Origin of the sequence: Halobacillus litoralis, assembly GCF_009856355.1 — a bacterium.
In the GTDB taxonomy this organism is placed as follows: Bacteria; Bacillota; Bacilli; order Bacillales; family Halobacillaceae; genus Halobacillus; species Halobacillus litoralis_B.
This window is the reverse complement of sequence record NZ_WMEW01000017.1, coordinates 21,750-39,081: the sequence shown is the minus strand read 5'-3', so window position 1 is coordinate 39,081 and position 17,332 is coordinate 21,750. Positions and strand designations below refer to the sequence as shown.

15 protein-coding genes and 1 other annotated feature (1 of these 16 running past the window's edge) are annotated in these 17,332 nt (G+C 46.3%); all 15 genes read left to right on the top strand.

The annotated features are described in order from the left end of the window. Window positions 1-115: a sequence feature (ribosomal protein L10 leader region), on the top strand (it extends 34 nt beyond the left edge of the window). 45 nt (window positions 116-160) lie between these two features. The 15 genes from rplJ (at window position 161) to rplB (ending at window position 17,319) form a co-directional block, all read left to right on the top strand. Next, the gene (gene rplJ / locus GLV97_RS18130) at window positions 161-661 is read left to right on the top strand and encodes a 50S ribosomal protein L10 (protein ID WP_160839844.1); all 501 of its coding nucleotides are present in this window, start codon (window positions 161-163) and stop codon (window positions 659-661) included. 49 nt (window positions 662-710) lie between these two features. After that, window positions 711-1,076, top strand: coding sequence for a 50S ribosomal protein L7/L12 (gene rplL / locus GLV97_RS18125; protein WP_160839843.1), 366 nt, complete (start codon window positions 711-713; stop codon window positions 1,074-1,076). Between the two features lie 102 nt (window positions 1,077-1,178). After that, window positions 1,179-1,784: a class I SAM-dependent methyltransferase gene (locus GLV97_RS18120; protein ID WP_160839842.1), complete on the top strand. Its 606-nt coding sequence runs from the start codon at window positions 1,179-1,181 to the stop codon at window positions 1,782-1,784. A 311-nt stretch (window positions 1,785-2,095) separates the two neighbouring features. Then, the gene (gene rpoB / locus GLV97_RS18115; RefSeq protein WP_160839841.1) at window positions 2,096-5,623 is read left to right on the top strand and encodes a DNA-directed RNA polymerase subunit beta; all 3,528 of its coding nucleotides are present in this window, start codon (window positions 2,096-2,098) and stop codon (window positions 5,621-5,623) included. A 72-nt stretch (window positions 5,624-5,695) separates the two neighbouring features. Next, the gene (gene rpoC, locus GLV97_RS18110) at window positions 5,696-9,307 is read left to right on the top strand and encodes a DNA-directed RNA polymerase subunit beta' (protein ID WP_160839840.1); all 3,612 of its coding nucleotides are present in this window, start codon (window positions 5,696-5,698) and stop codon (window positions 9,305-9,307) included. A 141-nt stretch (window positions 9,308-9,448) separates the two neighbouring features. Then, complete coding sequence (locus tag GLV97_RS18105) at window positions 9,449-9,700, top strand: 50S ribosomal protein L7ae-like protein (protein WP_160839863.1); 252 nt, start codon at window positions 9,449-9,451, stop codon at window positions 9,698-9,700. Between the two features lie 92 nt (window positions 9,701-9,792). Next, a complete protein-coding gene (rpsL, locus tag GLV97_RS18100) occupies window positions 9,793-10,212 on the top strand; it encodes a 30S ribosomal protein S12 (protein WP_027953428.1) in 420 nt (139 codons plus the stop codon). A 59-nt stretch (window positions 10,213-10,271) separates the two neighbouring features. Beyond that, window positions 10,272-10,742 (top strand): 30S ribosomal protein S7, encoded by a 471-nt coding sequence (gene rpsG, locus GLV97_RS18095; protein WP_160839839.1) that lies wholly within the window; start codon window positions 10,272-10,274, stop codon window positions 10,740-10,742. A 42-nt stretch (window positions 10,743-10,784) separates the two neighbouring features. Beyond that, on the top strand, window positions 10,785-12,863 hold the full coding sequence (fusA, locus tag GLV97_RS18090; RefSeq protein WP_160890269.1) for an elongation factor G: 2,079 nt from the start codon (window positions 10,785-10,787) through the stop codon (window positions 12,861-12,863). A 120-nt stretch (window positions 12,864-12,983) separates the two neighbouring features. Beyond that, a complete protein-coding gene (gene tuf, locus GLV97_RS18085; protein WP_160839837.1) occupies window positions 12,984-14,174 on the top strand; it encodes an elongation factor Tu in 1,191 nt (396 codons plus the stop codon). A 370-nt stretch (window positions 14,175-14,544) separates the two neighbouring features. Next, the gene (rpsJ, locus tag GLV97_RS18080; RefSeq protein ID WP_027953424.1) at window positions 14,545-14,853 is read left to right on the top strand and encodes a 30S ribosomal protein S10; all 309 of its coding nucleotides are present in this window, start codon (window positions 14,545-14,547) and stop codon (window positions 14,851-14,853) included. A gap of 31 nt (window positions 14,854-14,884) precedes the next feature. Beyond that, a complete protein-coding gene (gene rplC, locus GLV97_RS18075) occupies window positions 14,885-15,520 on the top strand; it encodes a 50S ribosomal protein L3 (protein WP_160839836.1) in 636 nt (211 codons plus the stop codon). 21 nt (window positions 15,521-15,541) lie between these two features. After that, a complete protein-coding gene (gene rplD, locus GLV97_RS18070) occupies window positions 15,542-16,165 on the top strand; it encodes a 50S ribosomal protein L4 (protein WP_160839835.1) in 624 nt (207 codons plus the stop codon). Beyond that, window positions 16,165-16,452, top strand: coding sequence for a 50S ribosomal protein L23 (gene rplW, locus GLV97_RS18065; RefSeq protein ID WP_160839834.1), 288 nt, complete (start codon window positions 16,165-16,167; stop codon window positions 16,450-16,452). Before rplD ends, rplW begins: the two co-directional genes overlap by 1 nt. Before the next feature lie 33 nt (window positions 16,453-16,485). Continuing rightward, a complete protein-coding gene (gene rplB, locus GLV97_RS18060) occupies window positions 16,486-17,319 on the top strand; it encodes a 50S ribosomal protein L2 (RefSeq protein WP_160839833.1) in 834 nt (277 codons plus the stop codon). Window positions 17,320-17,332 lie beyond the last annotated feature (13 nt).

Here is a 17,332-nt window from a genome sequence, read left to right as displayed (position 1 = left end):
CGGTCTTCCGCTTAAATTCCTGCCGAGGTGTGTGATATAAAATAAAGCAGCGCCATATGCCCTGCTTTATGGAAAACACCTCCATGTCTATGTGGGGGTGTTTTTCTTTATTAAGAAAACCTTCGAACGGTATGATGAAAAGTCAATAGGAGGTGGAACGATGAGCGGTATTATCGAACAGAAGAAACAGATTGTATCTGATCTAGCTGAAAAGTTCCGCAACAGTAAATCTGCTGTATTAGTAGATTACCGCGGTCTTGATGTAGCTGAAGTCACTGAACTTCGTAATCAGCTTCGTGAAGCCGGCGTAGAATACAAAGTGCATAAAAACACTATGATTCGCCGTGCGGCTGCAGAAGTTGAACTATCTGACCTTGATGAAGTATTGCAAGGACCAACAGCAATTGCTTTCCACGCAGAAGATGCGGTAGCTCCTGCTAGAATCCTTAACAACTTCGCTAAAGATCATGAAGATCTTGAAATCAAGGGCGGTGTAGTAGAAGGCCAGGTCGCAACTCTTGAGCAGATCAAAGAAGTTGCCAACCTTCCAAACTACGAGGGTCTTGTATCTATGTTCCTAAGCGTACTACAAGCTCCAATCCGCAACTTCGCTTATGCTACGCAGGCGGTCGCGGATCAAAAAGAAGAAGAAAGTGCGTAAGTTAGCATTCGTTTAAAATAAAACAACAAAACTAAGGAGGAAATTTCTCATGTCTAACGAACAAATTATCGAAGCGATTAAAGAAATGTCTGTTCTTGAGCTTAACGACCTAGTTAAAGCAATTGAAGAAGAATTTGGTGTATCTGCTGCAGCCCCTGTAGCTGCTGGTGCTCCTGCTGGTGGTGCTGAAGCTGCCGAAGAGCAAACTGAATTTGATGTAGTACTAGAATCTGCTGGTTCTTCTAAGATCAAAGTGGTTAAAGCTGTACGCGAAATCACTGGTGCTGGTCTTAAAGACGCTAAAGAAATGGTTGATGGTGCTCCAAGCGCGATCAAAGAAGGCGTTTCTAAAGAAGAAGCTGAAGAAATCAAATCTCAGCTTGAAGAAGCAGGCGCTACTATCGAACTTAAGTAAGGAAAACCTTGGAGAAAAGCTCGCTGATATATCGGCGGGCTTTCTTTTTCTTAATAGACTTTTTATTCTCTAAAATTCAGACAATGGAGAAGGTGTTCGAATATGTCGGAGCATTATTATTCAAAAAAGACATTAGCGGCGAGTGAAGAAAAGACGTGGTCCTTTGAACTGAAAGGTTTCCCGTTTTCCTTTACAACAGATCATGCCGTCTTTTCCAAAAATGAAGTAGACTTCGGGTCTAGAGTGCTGATTGATGCATTTCAGCTTCCGGAAGTGGAAGGAGAAATCCTTGATCTTGGCTGCGGGTATGGTCCTATCGGGCTGTCTCTCGCGAAAGCTTTTAGTGACCGCTGTTTTGTGATGGTGGATGTAAATGAACGGGCTCTCCATCTCGCAGAAAAGAATGCGGCTGCCAATGAAGTTGATAATGTAACCATTTTGGAGAGCGATCGCCTTCAAGGTGTGCAGGACAGGAAGTTTGCTGCTGTTTTGACCAATCCGCCCATTCGTGCCGGTAAGCCGGTCGTCCACGCGATGTTTGAAGAGGCGTCGAAGGCCCTGGTGCCGGGAGGAGAAATATGGGTGGTTATTCAGAAGAAGCAGGGAGCGCCGTCTGCGAAGCAGAAGCTTGAAGAATTGTTCGGGGAATCCGAAGTCGTTCTGAAACAGAAAGGCTATTATATTCTCAGAGCAAAAAAGATTGACTAGCGTATTCACTTGTGCTAGTATTGAAAAATGCCAATATATCTGAAATCTGTCAAGTCTTTTTTTCGAAATCGTATAAAAAACTTGCGGGATGGTCAGAATGGTAAAATCGAACGCTGAAAGTAAATGAGGTTTTTATGTATGAAAAGCCTTTTTCTTTTTTGTCTAACGTTAGAGAGAAATGAAGAATCACCATCTGCAATTGCTGTAGATGTTTAAATATGCTTGTGGCAAGATCAACCGCAAGCCTGTTCGGCATGTCTTGCCGGACCCTTTTTTCGTTATTAAAATGCTTGATTTGAGGGGTGAATCAGTTGACAGGTCAACTAGTTCAGTATGGACGACACCGCCAGCGCAGAAGTTATGCACGTATCAGTGAGGTATTAGAGCTACCGAACCTGATTGAAATTCAAACCGCTTCTTACGATTGGTTCTTAAAAGAAGGGTTGAAGGAAATGTTTCAGGACATTTCCCCTATCGAAGATTTCACAGGTAATCTATCGCTTGAATTCGTAGACTACAGCCTTGGCGAACCAAAGTATCCAGTCGATGAGTCAAAGGATCGCGATGTAACATATAACGCACCACTTCGAGTGAAAGTACGCCTTCTTAACAATGAGACAGGTGAAGTGAAAGAGCAGGAAGTATTCATGGGTGACTTCCCATTGATGACAGACACAGGTACCTTCGTAATCAACGGTGCTGAACGTGTCATCGTATCTCAGCTCGTCCGCTCTCCGAGTGTGTACTTTAACAAGAAAATTGATAAGAATGGTAAACGCGGCTATACGGCAACCGTTATTCCAAACCGCGGAGCGTGGCTGGAATTTGAAACAGATGCCAAAGACGTTGTGCACGTACGTATTGACCGTACGCGTAAACTGCCGATTACAGTTCTGCTGCGTGCTTTAGGATTCGGTACCGACCAGGAGATCATTGATCTTATCGGCGATAACGAATACTTGAAGAACACGCTTGAGAAAGATAACACGGAGACTACCGAGAAAGCCCTGCTTGAAATCTACGAGCGTCTGCGCCCTGGTGAGCCGCCTACAGTAGAGAACGCGAAAAGCTTGCTGGTTTCCCGGTTCTTCGATCCAAAACGCTATGACCTAGCGCGTGTTGGACGATATAAAATGAACAAAAAGCTTCATATTAAGGACCGTTTGTTCAACCAGACACTGGCGGAGACGCTGGTCGATGAGGAAACAGGCGAAGTCATCGCTGAAAAAGGCGATAAAATTGACCGCCGTCTTCTGAATAAACTGATCCCTTACTTCGATGATCAGGAAGGTACGTTGAGTGAAGAGACGCTTGACCCTGTTGAAGGTGTTCTTGAAGATCCGATCCAAGTACAGTCCGTTAAGATCGTTGACCCGACTGATCCGGAAGGGGAGCGTTCCATCAACGTTATCGGCAATGCCAACATTGACCGTGATGTGAAGAACATTACTCCTGCTGACATTCTTTCTTCGATCAGTTACTTCTTCAACCTGCTGCATGATGTAGGCGGAACAGATGACATTGACCACCTTGGTAACCGTCGTCTGCGCTCTGTAGGTGAACTGCTTCAGAACCAGTTCCGTATTGGTCTTTCCCGTATGGAGCGTGTGGTTCGTGAGCGTATGTCCATCCAGGACACATCATCGATTACACCACAGCAGTTGATTAACATTCGCCCGGTTATTGCGTCCATTAAAGAGTTCTTCGGAAGCTCACAGCTTTCCCAGTTCATGGACCAGACCAACCCGCTTGCGGAATTGACACACAAACGTCGTCTTTCCGCCCTTGGACCAGGTGGTTTAACTCGTGAACGTGCAGGATTTGAAGTTCGTGACGTACACTATTCCCACTACGGGCGTATGTGTCCGATCGAAACACCGGAAGGTCCGAACATCGGATTGATCAACTCCCTTTCATCCTATGCGAAAGTAAACGAGTTCGGCTTTATCGAAACGCCGTATCGTCGTGTTGATCCGGATACGAATAAAGTAACAGCGCAAATCGACTACTTGACTGCCGATGAGGAAGATAATTACGTGGTGGCTCAGGCGAACGCGAAGCTTGATGACGATGGCGCCTTCACAGATGAAGAAGTTATCGCACGTTTCCGCGGGGAGAACACGGTCGTAGCCCGTGACCGCCTTGACTACATGGACGTATCTCCGAAGCAGGTTGTATCAGCTGCGACGGCATGTATTCCTTTCCTTGAGAACGATGACTCCAACCGTTCATTGATGGGTGCGAACATGCAGCGTCAAGCTGTACCATTGCTTAAGCCGGATGCTCCTCTTGTAGGTACAGGTATGGAATATGTATCTGGTAAAGACTCCGGTGCTGCTGTTATTTGTAAGCACGAAGGAATCGTCGAGCGTGTGGAAGCGAAAGAAGTCCGCGTCCGCCGTATTTCTGAAGTAGATGGCAAAGAGGTTGAGGGCGATCTTGACCGCTACCGCCTTCAGAAGTTTATCCGTTCCAACCAGGGAAGCTGCTATAACCAGCGTCCGATTGTTTCTAAAGGTGATCGTGTGACAAAAGGGGAAATCCTTGCCGATGGTCCATCCATGGATATGGGTGAGCTGGCTCTTGGACAGAACCCGCTTGTTGCCTTCATGACATGGGATGGTTACAACTACGAGGATGCGATCATTATGAGTGAGCGCCTTGTAAAAGATGATGTATACACATCCATTCACATTGAAGAATATGAATCCGAAGCTCGTGATACGAAGCTTGGACCAGAAGAAATCACTCGTGATATTCCTAACGTTGGTGAAGACGCACTTCGTGATCTGGATGACCGCGGAATCATCCGTGTTGGTGCGGAAGTTAGTGACGGAGATCTTCTTGTTGGTAAAGTTACGCCAAAAGGGGTAACCGAGCTATCTGCAGAAGAACGCCTTCTTCATGCCATCTTCGGTGAAAAAGCTCGTGAAGTCCGTGATACGTCCCTTCGTGTACCTCACGGTGCCGGTGGTATCGTGCTTGATGTGAAAATCTTCAACCGTGAAGACGGAGATGAGCTTCCACCAGGAGTGAACCAGCTGATCCGTGTCTATATCGTTCAGAAACGTAAGATTTCTGAAGGCGATAAGATGGCCGGACGTCACGGTAACAAAGGTGTTATTTCCAAGATTCTTCCGGAAGAGGACATGCCGTTCCTTCCAGATGGAACACCGGTTGATATCATGTTGAACCCACTTGGTGTACCTTCCCGTATGAACATCGGTCAGGTGCTGGAGCTGCACATGGGTATGGCGGCTCGTTTGATGGGTGAAAGAATTGCTACGCCGGTATTTGACGGTGCCCGTGAGGAAGACGTATGGGAAACGTTACAGGAAGCAGGCATGGCCCGTGATGCGAAAACGATCCTGTATGATGGACGTACCGGTGATCCGTTTGATAACCGTGTATCCGTCGGAGTCATGTACATGATCAAACTGGCGCACATGGTTGATGATAAACTTCACGCCCGTTCAACTGGACCATATTCATTGGTTACGCAGCAGCCACTTGGTGGTAAAGCGCAATTCGGTGGTCAGCGTTTCGGTGAGATGGAGGTATGGGCTCTTGAAGCATATGGTGCTGCCTATACCCTGCAGGAAATCCTGACAGTTAAATCCGATGACGTTGTTGGTCGTGTGAAGACATACGAAGCCATCGTCAAAGGAGATAACGTACCGGAACCTGGTGTACCGGAATCCTTCAAGGTTCTTATCAAGGAACTTCAAAGTCTTGGTATGGATGTGAAGATTCTCTCCGGTGATGAGGAAGAGATTGAAATGCGCGATATCGAAGAAGAGCAAACCAAAGAATCCGAGAATTTGAACTTAGACGATTAAGTTAGAAACACTGCTGTCGCTCGTGTTCTAAGCTTAGGGTAAAACCTGGATACTGAAAGGGAGGTAGGCCCCTTGCTAGATGTAAACAACTTTGAGTATATGAAAATAGGCCTCGCTTCACCGGATAAGATTCGTTCTTGGTCCTATGGTGAGGTTAAAAAGCCGGAAACGATCAACTATCGTACGTTGAAACCAGAGAAAGACGGTCTTTTCTGTGAGCGAATCTTCGGGCCTCAAAAAGACTGGGAATGTCACTGTGGAAAATACAAACGCGTCCGTTATAAGGGCGTCGTTTGTGACCGCTGTGGTGTAGAAGTAACAAAAGCAAAAGTACGCCGTGAGCGTATGGGGCACCTTGAACTAGCTGCCCCTGTCTCTCACATCTGGTACTTCAAAGGTATCCCAAGCCGTATGGGACTTGTACTGGATATGTCACCAAGAGCGCTTGAAGAAGTGATTTACTTCGCCGCTTATATCGTGACCGACCCAGGCGAGACGGCTCTTGAGAAGAAGCAGCTGCTATCTGAAAAAGAGTACCGTTCATACCGTGAGAAGTTCGGACAAGGCTTCCAGGCTGCTATGGGTGCTGAAGCCATCCGCAAACTTCTTTTCGATATCGACTTGGATGGAGAAGTAGACACGTTGAAGGAAGAACTGAAAACCGCTCAGGGTCAGCGACGCACACGTGCGATCAAGCGCCTGGAAGTGTTGGAATCCTTCCGTCACTCTGGTAACGATCCGTCATGGATGATTCTGGATGTCCTTCCTGTCATCCCTCCAGAACTGCGCCCGATGGTGCAGCTGGATGGTGGACGCTTCGCCACATCTGATTTGAACGACCTTTACCGTCGTGTGATTAACCGTAACAACCGTCTGAAGCGTCTATTGGATCTTGGAGCTCCTACGATCATCGTTCAGAACGAGAAACGTATGCTGCAGGAAGCTGTCGACGCCCTTATTGATAACGGACGCCGCGGCCGACCGGTTACAGGTCCTGGTAACCGTCCGCTTAAATCTCTTTCCCACATGTTGAAAGGGAAGCAGGGACGTTTCCGTCAAAACCTTCTTGGTAAGCGTGTTGACTATTCCGGACGTTCCGTTATCGTTGTTGGACCATCTCTGAAAATGTACCAGTGTGGTCTTCCGAAGGAAATGGCTCTTGAATTGTTCAAGCCTTTCGTTATGAAGGAATTGGTTTCCCGTGGACTTGCTCACAACATCAAGTCAGCGAAACGTAAGATTGAACGTGTCCACCATGAAGTATGGGACGTTCTTGAAGATGTCATTAAAGAGCACCCGGTTCTTCTTAACCGTGCACCAACGCTTCACCGCCTTGGTATCCAAGCATTTGAACCAACGCTTGTAGAAGGACGCGCCATTCGTCTGCACCCACTCGTATGTACGGCATACAACGCTGACTTTGACGGTGACCAGATGGCCGTGCACGTACCATTGTCCTCAGAAGCTCAGGCTGAAGCACGTATCCTGATGCTTGCGGCTCAGAATATCCTGAACCCGAAAGACGGAAAACCGGTTGTTACGCCGTCACAGGATATGGTACTTGGTAACTACTACCTCACTCTTGAGCGTACCAACGCAGTAGGAGAGGGTATGTTCTTCAAGGACTTGAACGAAGCGCTGATGGCTTACCAAAATGGTTATGCCCACCTGCACACACGTGTAGCCGTTCAGGCAAGTTCCTTGAATAACGAAACATTTACAGAAAAACAGAACCAGCAGCTTCTTCTGACTACGGTCGGTAAGTTGATCTTCAACGAAATGCTGCCTAGTTCTTTCCCTTATATTAATGAACCGACGAAAGAAAACCTGGAAATCAAGACTCCGGATCATTACTTTGTTGAAAATGGAACAGACATCCGCGCAGAAATTGCCAAGCGCGATGAAGTCCCTCCATTCAAAAAAGGCATCCTTGGAGACATCATCGCGGAAGTGTTCAAACGCTTCTCCATCAGTGAAACGTCCAAGATGCTTGACCGTATGAAGGACCTTGGTTTTGCTTATTCTACGAAGGCTGGTATTACAGTCGGTGTATCCGACGTCGTCGTACTTCCGGAGAAACAGGAAATTCTTGATGAAGGTCAGAAGAAAGTCGATAAGGTCATGAAGCAGTTCCGCCGCGGTTTGATCACCGAGGAAGAACGTTATGACCGAGTTATCGAAATCTGGGGTGCAGCGAAGGATGACATTCAGAACCGTCTGATGAAATCCCTCGATCCACGTAACCCGATCTTCATGATGAGTGATTCCGGAGCCCGTGGTAACGCCTCTAACTTTACGCAGCTTGCGGGTATGCGTGGTCTGATGGCCAACCCGGCTGGACGAATCATTGAACTACCAATCAAGTCCAGTTTCCGTGAGGGTCTGACAGTACTTGAATACTTCATCTCCACACACGGTGCACGTAAAGGTCTTGCCGATACGGCCCTTAAGACTGCCGACTCAGGTTATCTGACTCGTCGTCTTGTAGACGTTGCCCAGGACGTCATTGTCCGTGAAGATGATTGTGGAACAGACCGCGGTCTGACTGTTTCCGCCCTTCAGGAAGGCACTGAAATCATCGAACCGTTGATCGACCGTCTGATTGGTCGTACAGCGTTCCAGAAAATTGAACACCCTGAAACAGGCCATGTTCTTGCAGAGAGAAATGAAGTCATTTCTGAAGATACTGCGAAGCAGATCGAAGATTCCGGTATCAAGGACGTTGTCATCCGTACTGCGTTTACTTGTAATACGAAGCACGGCGTATGTAAGAAGTGTTACGGCCGAAACCTTGCCACTGGTGATGAGGTGGAAGTTGGAGAAGCTGTCGGTATTATCGCAGCACAATCCATCGGTGAGCCGGGTACACAGCTTACAATGCGTACCTTCCACACAGGCGGTGTAGCCGGAGACGATATTACACAAGGTCTTCCTCGTATCCAGGAGATCGTGGAGGCTCGTAATCCGAAAGGTCAGGCTGTCATCACTGAAATTGACGGTACTGTCCACGAAGTGAATGAAGTGAAAGAGAAACAGGAGATCGTTGTCCAGGGTGCGGTTGAATCCCGTTCCTACACAGCTCCATATGGTGCACGTATGAAAGTAAGTGTTGGAGACGAAGTGAAATCCGGAGATGCGTTGACTGAAGGTTCTATCGATCCGAAAGAGTTGTTGACGATCAAAGGGCTTGACGGAGTACAGGAATATCTTCTTAAAGAAGTTCAGAAAGTATACCGTATGCAGGGTGTAGAAATTTCTGATAAACACGTGGAAGTTATGGTCCGTCAAATGCTCCGCAAAGTACGCGTACTTGATTCTGGTGACACAGATGTTCTACCTGGATCCCTTCTTGAAATTCACCAATTTAAAGAAGCCAACCAGAAAGTACTCATGGAAGGTGGTCAGCCGGCAGTCGGCCGTCCGGTCATCCTGGGTATTACGAAAGCGTCTCTTGAAACAGACAGCTTCTTGTCCGCCGCATCCTTCCAGGAAACGACTCGTGTCCTGACAGATGCAGCCATTAAAGGTAAGCGTGACGAACTGCTCGGCTTGAAAGAGAACGTAATTATCGGTAAACTTGTTCCTGCAGGTACGGGTATGACCCGCTACCGCAAGATTCAGGCACAATCCGAGGGTGCGCAGACCGAAACTTCAGCCACACCTGAAGAGGTAACGCAGCCATAAAAAGAGAAGTAGATGCTAACAAAGGGTAAAAAAGAAGGAAGCACTAAAAATCTCACCCGAATGCAGTTGACATGCATTTGGGTGAGTGATAATATTATCAAGGTGCTTCCATTTATCCTTGTTACTTTGGAGGATATGAAGATGTCTTATGAAAAAGTAGCACAGGCTGGTTCCGATATCATTATTGGAACGAAACAGACACTGAAAGCCATGAAAAATGGTGAAGTGAACGAGGTCATAACGGCTGACGATGCCGATCAGTCCATGACACTAAAAGTAGCTGAACTGGCCCGGCAACTGAACATTCCCCATACACGGGTTCCTTCTATGGATGAACTCGGGAATGCATGCGGTATTGACGTTGGTGCGGCTACAGTGGCGATAAAGCAATAAAGTTTTGGCGTTCAAACGCGAAAGCTTTGTTTTTTGCCTTTTTATGAACCACCTGGATGTGTGGTATTAAAAAATGAAGGGAGGATACAACCATGCCAACTATTAACCAATTGGTACGTAAAGGACGCGTGAGCAAAACAAAGCAGACGAACTCTCCAGCTTTGAACAAAGGCTATAACAGCATGAAAAAGCGTATGACAGATCTAGCTGCTCCACAAAAACGTGGTGTCTGCACACGTGTTGGTACAATGACACCGAAGAAACCGAACTCTGCACTTCGTAAATATGCACGTGTTCGTTTGACTAACCAGCTTGAGGTTAACGCTTATATCCCTGGTATCGGCCACAACCTTCAAGAGCACAGTGTTGTTCTTATCCGTGGCGGTAAAGTTAAAGACTTGCCGGGTGTGCGTTACCACATCGTACGTGGTGCACTTGATACTTCAAGTGTTGACGGTCGTATGCAGGGCCGCTCCAAGTACGGTACTAAAAAGCCAAAAGCTAAAAAATAAACGATATGAAAGTATCGCTTAATATAAACTAAAACATTTGTGAGAAGGGAGGGGAACATATGCCACGTAAAGGTCCAGTAGCAAAACGTGATGTGTTGCCAGATCCAATGTATAACTCTAAACTTGTTACTCGTTTGATCAACCAGATCATGGTTGACGGTCAGCGCGGAAAAGCTCAAAAGATTCTTTATAAAGCTTTTGAACTTGTTCAGGAGCGCAGCGGAAACGATGCGATGGAAGCATTCGACGAAGCAATGAAGAATGTTATGCCTGTATTGGAGGTACGCGCACGTCGTGTAGGTGGTTCCAACTACCAGGTACCAGTTGAAGTTCGTCCAGAACGTCGTCAGGCTCTAGGTCTTCGTTTCATCGTAAACTATGCGCGTCTACGCGGAGAGAAAACGATGGAAGAGCGCCTTGCTAACGAAATTCTTGATGCAGCGAATAACACTGGTGCTTCCGTTAAACGCCGCGAAGAAATGCACAAAATGGCAGAAGCGAACAAAGCATTCGCTCACTACCGTTGGTAATCACCAAAAAAATAACTGTTCAAACAGGAAGGAGAAAGATTCATGGCTAGAGAGTTCTCCTTGGAAAAGACCCGGAATATCGGGATCATGGCTCACATCGACGCTGGTAAAACAACGGCGACTGAGCGTATTCTTTTCTACACAGGACGTATCCACAAAATTGGTGAAACTCACGAAGGAGCTTCCCAAATGGACTGGATGGAGCAGGAACAGGAGCGCGGAATTACAATCACTTCCGCCGCTACTACTGCTCAGTGGAGAGACCACCGTATCAACATCATTGACACTCCTGGACACGTAGACTTCACTGTTGAAGTTGAGCGTTCCCTGCGTGTGCTTGATGGTTCCGTAGCTGTTCTTGACGCCCAATCCGGTGTTGAGCCTCAAACAGAAACTGTTTGGCGCCAGGCTACTACGTACGGTGTTCCACGTATCGTGTTCGTTAACAAAATGGACAAAGTAGGAGCTGACTTCATTTACTCCCTTGGCACGTTGAAAGACCGCCTTGGTGCAAATGCTGCAGCTGTTCAACTTCCTATCGGTGCGGAAGATGAATTCGAAGGAATCATCGACCTTGTAACGATGGAAGCCTACTACTACATGGATGACCTGGGTACTCGTGCAGAAGCACGCCCAATTCCAGATGACTACAAAGATCAGGCTGAAGAGTACCGCGGCAAGCTTGTAGAAGCTGTTGCTGAACTTGATGAAGACTTGATGATGCAGTATCTGGAGGGAGAAGAAATCACGAACGAACAGCTTAAGGCGGCTATCCGTACAGCTACTCTAAGTGTTGACTTCTACCCAGTCTTCTGTGGTTCTGCCTTCAAGAACAAAGGTGTACAGCTTCTAATTGATGGTGTTATCGATTATCTACCATCTCCATTGGATGTACCTCCAATTGAAGGTCACGTACCACAAACGGAAGAGCACATTGTACGTAAAGCTGATGACAACGAGCCATTCTCCGGTCTGGCGTTTAAAGTTGCCACAGACCCGTACGTTGGTAAATTGACATTCTTCCGTGTATATTCCGGAACACTTTCCGCTGGTTCATACGTGAAAAACTCCACGAAGGATAAGCGTGAGCGTGTAGGTCGTATCCTGCAGATGCACGCAAACTCCCGTGAGGAGATTTCCACAGTATATGCTGGTGATATCGCTGGTGCGGTAGGTCTTAAAGACACGGGTACAGGTGACACTCTATGTGATGAGAAGAGCCTTGTCATCCTTGAATCTATGGAGTTCCCTGAACCGGTAATCTCTGTAGCTATCGAGCCTAAATCCAAAGCTGACCAAGATAAAATGGCAATTGCCCTTGGTAAGCTTGCGGAAGAAGATCCAACGTTCCAGACTGAAACTAACGTTGAAACAGGACAAACGATCATCGCTGGTATGGGTGAGCTTCACCTTGACATCATCGTTGACCGCCTGAAGCGTGAGTTCAAAGTTGAAGCGAACATTGGTGCTCCACAGGTTGCCTACCGCGAAACATTCCGCGCTAGTGCACAAGTGGAAGGTAAGTTCGTACGTCAATCCGGTGGTCGTGGACAATTCGGTCACGTATGGGTTGAGTTCGAGCCGAACAAAGAAGGCGCTGGTTTCGAATTCGTCAACAAGATTGTTGGTGGTGTTGTACCGCGTGAATACATTCCATCCGTTGAACAAGGTATTAAAGAATCCTTGGAGAATGGTGTATTGGCCGGCTACCCAATGGTAGACATCAAAGCAACGCTTTATGACGGTTCCTACCACGATGTCGACTCCAACGAAATGGCCTTTAAAGTTGCTGCTTCCATGGCACTTAAAGAGGCGAAAAACAAGTGTAAGCCTGTTCTACTTGAACCAATGATGAAAGTAGAAGTTGTTATTCCTGAGGAATACATGGGCGATATCATGGGTGACGTAACTTCCCGTCGTGGACGTGTGGAAGGTATGGAAACTCGTGGTAATGCACAGGTGGTTAAAGCATTCGTTCCACTTTCTGAAATGTTCGGTTATGCAACAGCGTTGCGTTCCAACACTCAGGGCCGCGGAACATATACAATGCACTTCGACCACTACGAAGAAGTTCCGAAGAGCATCTCTGAGGAAATCATCAAGAAAAATTCTGGACAATAATTGATTTTTTAAACAAGTTACAGTATAACTTGTAATGTAAGCTTAGGAGTGGCTGACACTCCTGAGCTGCATATAAATCTTAAACTATAATTGTTACTTATCTAAAGGAGGAAATATACAATGGGTAAAGAAAAATTCGACCGGTCCAAGTCCCACGTTAACATTGGTACAATTGGACACGTTGACCACGGTAAAACTACTCTAACTGCAGCGATCACTACTGTTCTTCATAAGAAATCAGGTTCTGGTGAAGCTATGGCATACGACATGATCGACGGTGCTCCTGAAGAGCGTGAGCGTGGAATCACTATCTCCACTGCACACGTTGAGTACGAAACAGAAACTCGTCACTATGCACACGTTGACTGCCCAGGTCACGCTGACTACGTTAAGAACATGATCACTGGTGCTGCTCAAATGGACGGCGCGATCTTGGTTGTATCTGCAGCTGACGGTCCAATGCCACAAACTCGTGAGCACATCCTGCTTTCTAAAAACGTAGGTGTACCAGCTATCGTTGTATTCTTGAACAAAGTTGACATGGTAGACGACGAAGAGCTTCTTGAACTAGTTGAAATGGAAGTTCGTGATCTTCTATCTGAATATGACTTCCCTGGTGACGATGTACCAGTAATCAGCGGTTCCGCTCTTAAAGCTCTTGAAGGCGAAGAGAAATATGAGCAGGCAATCTACGACCTTATGGACGCTGTTGACGAGCACATCCCAACTCCAGACCGTGACACTGACAAGCCATTCATGATGCCGGTTGAGGACGTATTCTCTATCACTGGCCGTGGTACAGTAGCAACTGGCCGTGTTGAGCGTGGACAAGTTAAAGTCGGTGACGAAGTTGAAATCATCGGTATGGCTGAAGAATCCTTCAAGACTGCCGTAACTGGTGTAGAAATGTTCCGTAAGCTTCTTGACTATGCAGAAGCCGGCGACAACATCGGTGCTCTTCTTCGTGGTGTTAAGCGTGAAGACATCAACCGTGGTCAAGTACTAGCTAAGCCTGGTTCTATTACACCACACACAAACTTCAAAGCTGAAGTTTATGTACTAGCTAAAGATGAAGGTGGACGTCACACTCCATTCTTCTCTAACTACCGCCCACAGTTCTACTTCCGTACTACGGACGTAACTGGTGTTATTCAACTTCCTGAAGGCGTAGAAATGGTTATGCCTGGGGACAACGTTGAAATGACAGTTGAACTTATTTCCCCAATCGCGATCGAGGACGGAACTCGTTTCTCTATCCGTGAAGGTGGACGTACTGTAGGTTCAGGCGTTGTATCTACAATCACTAAATAAGATCTTTCTTATTTTAGAAAGCAGCAGCCATCCGGCTGCTGCTTTTTTTATGTTATCACTTGAAACAATCGTACAAATTTGTTTTAATATATAATGGAATTTTTGCGGAGAACCGATCACCGTCGATCTGCAAGAGACGGTTGAAATGTACGGCAAACATCAGTATAATAGTAAAAGTGTCCATAGATAAATTATTTATGGATTTTTCCTTGCATTGACCTGGATTATTCTTTATAATAAATAATGTTGGTCATAAAAGGCGATGAAGCGAAAGGTTGTTGACACACCCGGCCCCTTTGCCATGGCTGGTGGTCAAGTTTTTTCGCGGAGAATGTCTATTTTAAAAATGGGCGAAGAAGGAGGGAATATCATGGCAAAAGAAAAAATTCGTATTCGTTTAAAAGCGTATGATCATAGAGTTCTTGATCAGTCTGCAGAGAAGATCGTTGATACAGCTAAGCGTTCCGGCGCGGAAGTGTCTGGTCCGATCCCGCTTCCAACTGAGCGTTCTGTATACACAGTACTTCGTGCGACTCACAAGTACAAAGACTCTCGTGAGCAGTTCGAAATGCGCACACACAAACGTCTGATTGACATTGTTAATCCAACACCACAGACTGTTGATTCACTAATGCGTTTGGATCTACCATCTGGTGTGGATATCGAGATTAAACTATAATAAATCGTTAAGATAATAGGAGGTGTAACGGATGACGAAAGGAATCTTAGGACGCAAGGTCGGCATGACACAGATTTTCTCTGACAACGGTGAATTGATCCCTGTAACTGTTATTCAGGCTGAGCCGAACGTAGTTCTTCAAAAGAAAACTACAGAAAATGATGGTTATGAAGCGATCCAGCTTGGATTTGCTGATGAAAAATCCAACCGTTTGAAGAAAGCTGCTCAAGGGCACGCTGACAAAGCAAACACAACACCTAAGCGCTACGTTCGTGAATTCCGTAATGCGAACCTTGATGACTTTGAACTAGGTCAAGAGGTTAAGGTAGATATGTTTGAAGCTGGTGACGCAATCGATGTGACAGGTACTTCTAAAGGGAAAGGTTTCCAAGGTGCAATCAAGCGCCATAACCAATCCACTGGACCTAAAACACACGGTTCCCGTTTCCACCGCCGTTCCGGTTCTATGGGACAAGGTGCAGACCCATCCAAAGTGTTCAAAGGCAAAGGCCTTGCTGGACAAATGGGTGGTGAGCAGGTAACTCTTCAAAACCTTGAAGTAGTTAAAGTAGACGCTGAGCGTAACCTGCTTCTAGTCAAAGGTAATGTACCAGGCGCGAAAAAATCTTACGTTAAGATTACAAGTGCAAATAAGGCTAGCAAATAATTAACGAAGGGAGGATATGTCATGCCTAAAGTAGCACTATTAAACCAAAGCGGTTCTAACGTTGGTGAAATCGAACTAAATGAAGCCGTATTTGGGATTGAACCTAATACTCACGTATTACACGAAACTGTGTTGATGCAGCGCGCGAATCTTCGCCAGGGCACACACAAAGTAAAAGGACGTTCTGAAGTATCCGGCGGTGGCCGTAAGCCATGGCGCCAAAAAGGTACAGGCCGTGCACGTCAAGGGTCTATCCGTTCACCACAATGGGTTGGCGGTGGAACTGTATTCGGTCCTACACCACGCAGCTACAGCTACACGATGCCGAAAAAAGTTCGTCGTCTTGCACTTCAATCTGCTTTCTCTTCTAAAGTACAGGAAGGTAACGCAATTGTTCTTGAGAGCCTGTCTCTTGACGCTCCAAAAACAAAAGAAGTGGTAAACATGCTTAGCGCACTAGACGTAAACGAGAAGGCTTTAATCGTTACAGCAGGAGAAGATAAGAACGTAGCTCTTTCTTCTAATAACATCCCTACAGTAAATGCTCTCCCTGTAGAGCAGGTAAGTGTGTTAGACTTGCTGACGCATGACAAGCTGATCCTTACTAAGGAAGCAGCTGAAAAAGCAGGGGAGGTGCTCTCATAATGAAAGAACCACGCGATATCATTAAGCGCCCTGTCATTACTGAACAATCTGCCGATCTTATGGGAGAAAAGAAGTATACGTTTGAAGTTAGCCCGAAAGCTAACAAAACTGAAATTAAAAAAGCAGTTGAAGAAATCTTTGGTGTTCAAGTTGAATCCGTCAACACAATGAACCTTAAAGGTAAATTCAAGCGTATGGGTCGTTACGGCGGCTATCGTTCTGATCGTAAGAAAGCAGTTATTAAGTTGACTCAGGACAGTGAAGAACTAGAATTCTTTGAAGTATAATTAACAAATTGATAATGAAGGAGGGAAATAAAGATGGCGATTAAAAAGTTCAGACCGATTACAAACGGTCGTCGACACATGTCAGTATCTGATTTCGCTGAAATCACAACTGACAAACCTGAACGCTCCCTTATCACTCCACTTCACAAAAAAGGTGGACGTAACAACCAGGGTAGGCTGACAGTTCGTCATCAGGGCGGAGGCCATAAGCGTCAGTATCGTATGATCGACTTCAAACGTGACAAAGATGGAATACCTGGACGCGTTGCTACAGTAGAATACGATCCGAACCGCTCCGCTAACATTGCACTAATCAACTATGTTGATGGTGAAAAACGCTACATCCTTGCTCCTAAAGGTGTTAAGGTTGGCACAGAAATCATTTCAGGTGAAGGTGCGGATATCAAACCTGGTAACGCTCTTCAACTTAAAGATATTCCAGTTGGTACAATCGTACACAACGTAGAACTTAAGCCGGGACGCGGCGGACAATTGGTTCGTTCTGCAGGAGCTTCTGCCCAAATCCTAGGCCGTGAAAACAAGTACACTCTAGTACGCCTGACATCTGGTGAAGTTCGCCTTGTACTATCCACTTGCCGTGCAACAATCGGTCAGGTTGGTAACCTTGAGCACGAACTTATCAGCGTAGGTAAAGCTGGACGTTCTCGTTGGAAAGGCAAGCGCCCTACTGTACGTGGTTCCGTAATGAACCCTAGTGATCACCCACACGGTGGTGGTGAAGGACGCGCGCCAATCGGTATGCCATCTCCTGTATCTCCATGGGGTAAACCAACTCTTGGATACAAGACAAGAAAACGCAACAAGCCGTCTGATAAATATATCGTACGTAGACGCGGTAAAAAATAACGGGATTGTCGGG